4 protein-coding genes are annotated in these 3,923 nt (G+C 43.2%); all 4 read right to left on the bottom strand.

Annotated features, from left to right (window positions below; genetic code table 11):
• Positions 1–91: 91 nt before the first annotated feature.
• The 4 genes from BMZ63_RS14795 to BMZ63_RS14775 all read right to left on the bottom strand — a co-directional run bounded on the left by BMZ63_RS14795 (position 92) and on the right by BMZ63_RS14775 (position 3,795).
• The gene (locus BMZ63_RS14795; protein ID WP_091706693.1) at positions 92–574 is read right to left on the bottom strand and encodes a hypothetical protein; all 483 of its coding nucleotides are present in this window, start codon (positions 572–574) and stop codon (positions 92–94) included.
• A 444-nt stretch (positions 575–1,018) separates the two neighbouring features.
• Positions 1,019–2,080, bottom strand: a complete 1,062-nt coding sequence (locus tag BMZ63_RS14785; RefSeq protein WP_091706689.1) for a PDDEXK family nuclease — start codon at positions 2,078–2,080, stop codon at positions 1,019–1,021.
• Between the two features lie 73 nt (positions 2,081–2,153).
• Complete coding sequence (locus BMZ63_RS14780) at positions 2,154–2,789, bottom strand: NADAR family anti-phage protein (RefSeq protein ID WP_091706687.1); 636 nt, start codon at positions 2,787–2,789, stop codon at positions 2,154–2,156.
• A complete protein-coding gene (locus BMZ63_RS14775; protein ID WP_091706685.1) occupies positions 2,779–3,795 on the bottom strand; it encodes a phosphoribosyltransferase-like anti-phage protein in 1,017 nt (338 codons plus the stop codon). Before BMZ63_RS14775 ends, BMZ63_RS14780 begins: the two co-directional genes overlap by 11 nt.
• Positions 3,796–3,923 lie beyond the last annotated feature (128 nt).

The following is a 3,923-nucleotide window of genomic DNA, read 5'->3' as shown; positions in this document are numbered from 1 at the left end:
ATGATTGTGGTGCTCAATACCATGATCAAAAACCAGGAACCATGGCGGGCTGAAATGGCTTAATTTATGGAATTGACACCACAGTCACTTGTTATGCATTTTTATGATGCATGTGCTCGACCTCGCCACTACTGAAGTCCTGAAGCACCGCCTCTACGAGATTCATAGCATCAATTTGGAGGTCCTGGTCAAACTGCGTAGACATGTACGTGACCACGACTCTCCCCAGCTTTAGTTCTTGATTATCTGGAGTTACGAGGTACGAGTTCTTAGGAACCAGCGTTTTCTGACTCTCTACACCAAATCCATCTGATCCTGCCGAAACATGGCGATCAAGCCATAGGTTAAAAGCACAGGGCTCATGCCCCTCGTCTCTGATAACTATTTCAGTTGAATTGAAAGACCTTACCGATGGGTCTTTCTCGGCTATCTCTCTGGTCACATGATCTTTTCCGTCAAATTCTAATTTGAAATCAAGATAATGGTTTCTGAGAAATTTCATTTGAATATTGACTATTTGGATGCAGCCATCCCAGTCGTCCCCGCGAGGTCTTCTTATCAGTTTTAGGCCCATTTCGTAAAAATCTGCATATTCCTTCGCGCCGGATTGAAAGCCTATAGTTGTAACTATTATTCCTGTGCTATTGGGAATGTCCGTTGTAAGTCAATGTAGGTTTCTAACATGCAACAAACTAACTGCGTGGCCATAGTGCTTACATTCTATAAGTACCCGGTGAACTATCCCCGCGTATTTATACTCCCAAAAAACATCTATTTGGTGCTCGACGCCAGACTTTCCCTTGATCTTCACATTATGTCTTACGTCAATATTCTCAACACCCTGAAGAGCAAGGATTTCTCCATAAATTTTCTGAGCCAACTTCTCATAATCTGAGGAGGTTTTAGAGACTTTCACACCTTACTCCTTGATGCATAACGCCAGCCATAAACGGCGGCCCGACAGGGACGTCCGGTGGAGGCCACGTCTTTTGTGGCCGTAGCGAATTTGATGGCCTTGTTATATGTTGAATTTCTCATTCATGCGCTCGATTAAACCTCGGCACTTTTCCGAATCAATGGAAACAGAAGTGCTAACCGGATGGTAGATGCCAAACTGCTGACGGACGGTCTCAGGTGAAATCCCCTCGTTTAAGGCCTTAGCGGTAGCCTTCCACTTTACCTGAAGCCTATGCCTGCAATTACCATCCAACCGGTCTCCCTTATCCCCAACTGCTATTAACCGATATTTAGCAGGGTCTGTTACGACTCCCCACCCAACTGCTCCAAACCCTTTCGCGTACGCAACGACGATGTCACCCGGAATGTACCTTGTCAGGATCTTCTCACCTTGATCACCAGGCGAATTCTCGAAACAAGCCGGAATTTGCCGATTATCTACCAGAAATGTCCACCAATCTTGGTCAGCTCTGGCAATATTGTGCCAATAGTAGCCCGGCTCCCGAACAGTTGACGCAAAACTGACTGGATACAGCGCTTCGTTTGCTCTATCAAACACCACGGAAAATGAGAGTAATTTCTTGCCTTCTATTTCTACCGGGGAATAAGTTATACAGCGGAATGATATTCCCTTGGAGCTCAACCACTCCCCCATAGAGAAAAGTGTTGAATCAAAGGATCTTGCCATCAAGATTACACGGGAGTTGCGGTTCAAATCTTCGATCTCAGCATTGTCCCCGACAAATCCGAGGATCACATCCTCGGATAGCGTGTCCTTTTGACCAAATTTTTTAATGAAATTCTTTCCTGAATAAGCTGAAAAATCCGCCAGATACTGAAGTGCTTGCGTTTCGACACCAAGATGCCCTTGGTCCCGCTTGAGCTCGATTACTACGCCGTTACCCGCTCGATCCATTGCGAGGATGTCGGCTCTTTTCTTGTTGCGGGTTCGTACTTGGTTGCTCAAAAGCAACAACGGTTCACCAAAAACAGCTTCAGAGAGAATTGGCGGGCCATCATCTTCTCTAGTGATGAGATATTTCTCTATATCAAGCTCACGCGGCATCCACGAAGACTTTACCGATCGCAGTACACCTGACTTCTCATCTACCTCGTAAAGCATCGACTACCCTCTGATTGGATACATATAACGTTCGGTTCAGCGGTGAGCGCAGCGAATCCGCTGCAACCGCTTGTTAAACATCGAACTGGCTCTGTGGGTTACTATAAGGCTGCACATCACTAGCGTGAACTTCCCTTATCTCATCACCCAATAGTAGAAAATTACTGATATTTGGAACAGGTACAATTGATAGCTGATCTTTTGACGAATTTTCAACTAGCGCCCTTAATTCCATGAGCAGACGACCGAGAGCATTAACTCCAACAAGAGTTTGTTGGTCAACCGGTTTAGCGCCCCAAAAATCATCTTTATTTGAACTCTCTACAATCGGATTGTCTCCCGATTCTTTCAAAAGGGCGGAAAATTTTTCATAATTTTGAGCAAGTTTTACCCTCAGACTCCATTTCATAATGATTATACGGGTTTTCTGCCAGTCTTCCCTTGTATCAGCCCTATTTGGTTTCCCAACCATTTTTGCTGTCATAGGGCTACTTTGATGAATAATCTTCTTCTGAATTTCTGGATTATTCGGATAGCGGCAGGCTTGGTACAGTGCTTCTGAACTACGTATGTAAACGCCATTAACACACAGTGGGTATCCGGGAGCCATATTTGAAAACCCACCCCACCTTTCGGATGTCTTTTTGAATATGACAGACTTATCTCGAGAGTAGGTGCGAAAGTTACCCTTCAATAAATTAGGATCCATACGTTTTCCTTTGTAACAATGGATACCATTTACTAAACGGATGCGATGAGCTAGCAGTGGGATCACCCCACCAGAAAGCTAATGGGTTGTTATTTGGGCAATTTCTAAAACTAAAAACAGTAGAACCAAATCCGAACCCTCGGAATGTTGAATATCCTAATGGCTTTACAACTCCACTATTTTGAGAAGAAAAGCCCATAATTTTTAGCCCATATTTAAACATAATCCGCTCATAATCCTCTCTACGAGAATTAGAAAAGATTTTATTTTTCACTCCATTTTCTTGTCTATATTTTGGGTCGAAATTTTCATTTCTAAACCAATTATCATAGTCATCAAGATTGGCTATTGAATCTGTGGGCCAGAAAACCTCAGAATAGTCTTTTCTATACAATCTGTTCTCAAGACGAAACTCTGTATAAGATACAAACACGAATTTGATATTTTTTCCTGATTCCTCAGCAATCTTTTTTAGCCTTTTCTCAGTACTCCACTGCCCATATATAAACCAGCCTATTGTAATTACGCATACGCGGCATTCATTTGGGGCTGTGTTAACAATCCAGTCTTGCATATCTGAGTGCAGCCGATTTCCCGAAAAAATAAAATCGTCTAAATATATAAATTCATCAGATTCTTTTCCTATAATCTCACTCACACTATATCGCTCGCTGATAGCCTGTACTAAGATATCGTTTAGCTCATCTTGGCTATTCCCATTCTTTTGTATATCAAGTAGAGAAACAGACCTCCAATAATTATCCTTTTCGCCATTATAGACAGAGTCAGAGTCAATCAAAGTATTAACAAATTGTGTGAAATTGTCGGCTGTGATGTAGTTCCTTTTGAGGATTTTTAGCGTTTCCAATAGGACAGTTTCTTGCTCATCTTCATCAAATTGAGCAATCCACCTTTCCACATGCGAAGAATCGTAGGTGCCAAACTCTCCACCTCTGTAGCCCTCTATAATCTCAGCTATTTTTCTACACTCTTCACTATGTGGCATTTTCACTTCCAGATTGTTCAGATCAATTTATGTTTAACGCCGAAGCACAGCGGCGACCTTGGAGTGGCGACGAAGGAGCCACGTAAAGGGCGTCCGGCGGCCATCGGCCGCGAACTGCTGCGCCTGGT

It is taken from the genome of Marinobacter persicus (assembly GCF_900114155.1).
GTDB classification, from domain to species: Bacteria; Pseudomonadota; Gammaproteobacteria; order Pseudomonadales; family Oleiphilaceae; genus Marinobacter; species Marinobacter persicus.
Note: the sequence above shows the minus strand (reverse complement) of the source record. Positions and strands in the feature narration are given on the sequence as shown.

Bases quoted from the DNA above. Each gene is read 5' to 3' on its own strand.
- BMZ63_RS14795 (WP_091706693.1), bottom strand. From the start codon at position 574: ATGGGCCTAAAACTGATAAGAAGACCTCGCGGGGACGACTGGGATGGC.
- BMZ63_RS14785 (WP_091706689.1), bottom strand. From the start codon at position 2,080: ATGCTTTACGAGGTAGATGAGAAGTCAGGTGTACTGCGATCGGTAAAG.
- BMZ63_RS14780 (WP_091706687.1), bottom strand. From the start codon at position 2,789: ATGGATCCTAATTTATTGAAGGGTAACTTTCGCACCTACTCTCGAGAT.
- BMZ63_RS14775 (WP_091706685.1), bottom strand. From the start codon at position 3,795: ATGCCACATAGTGAAGAGTGTAGAAAAATAGCTGAGATTATAGAGGGC.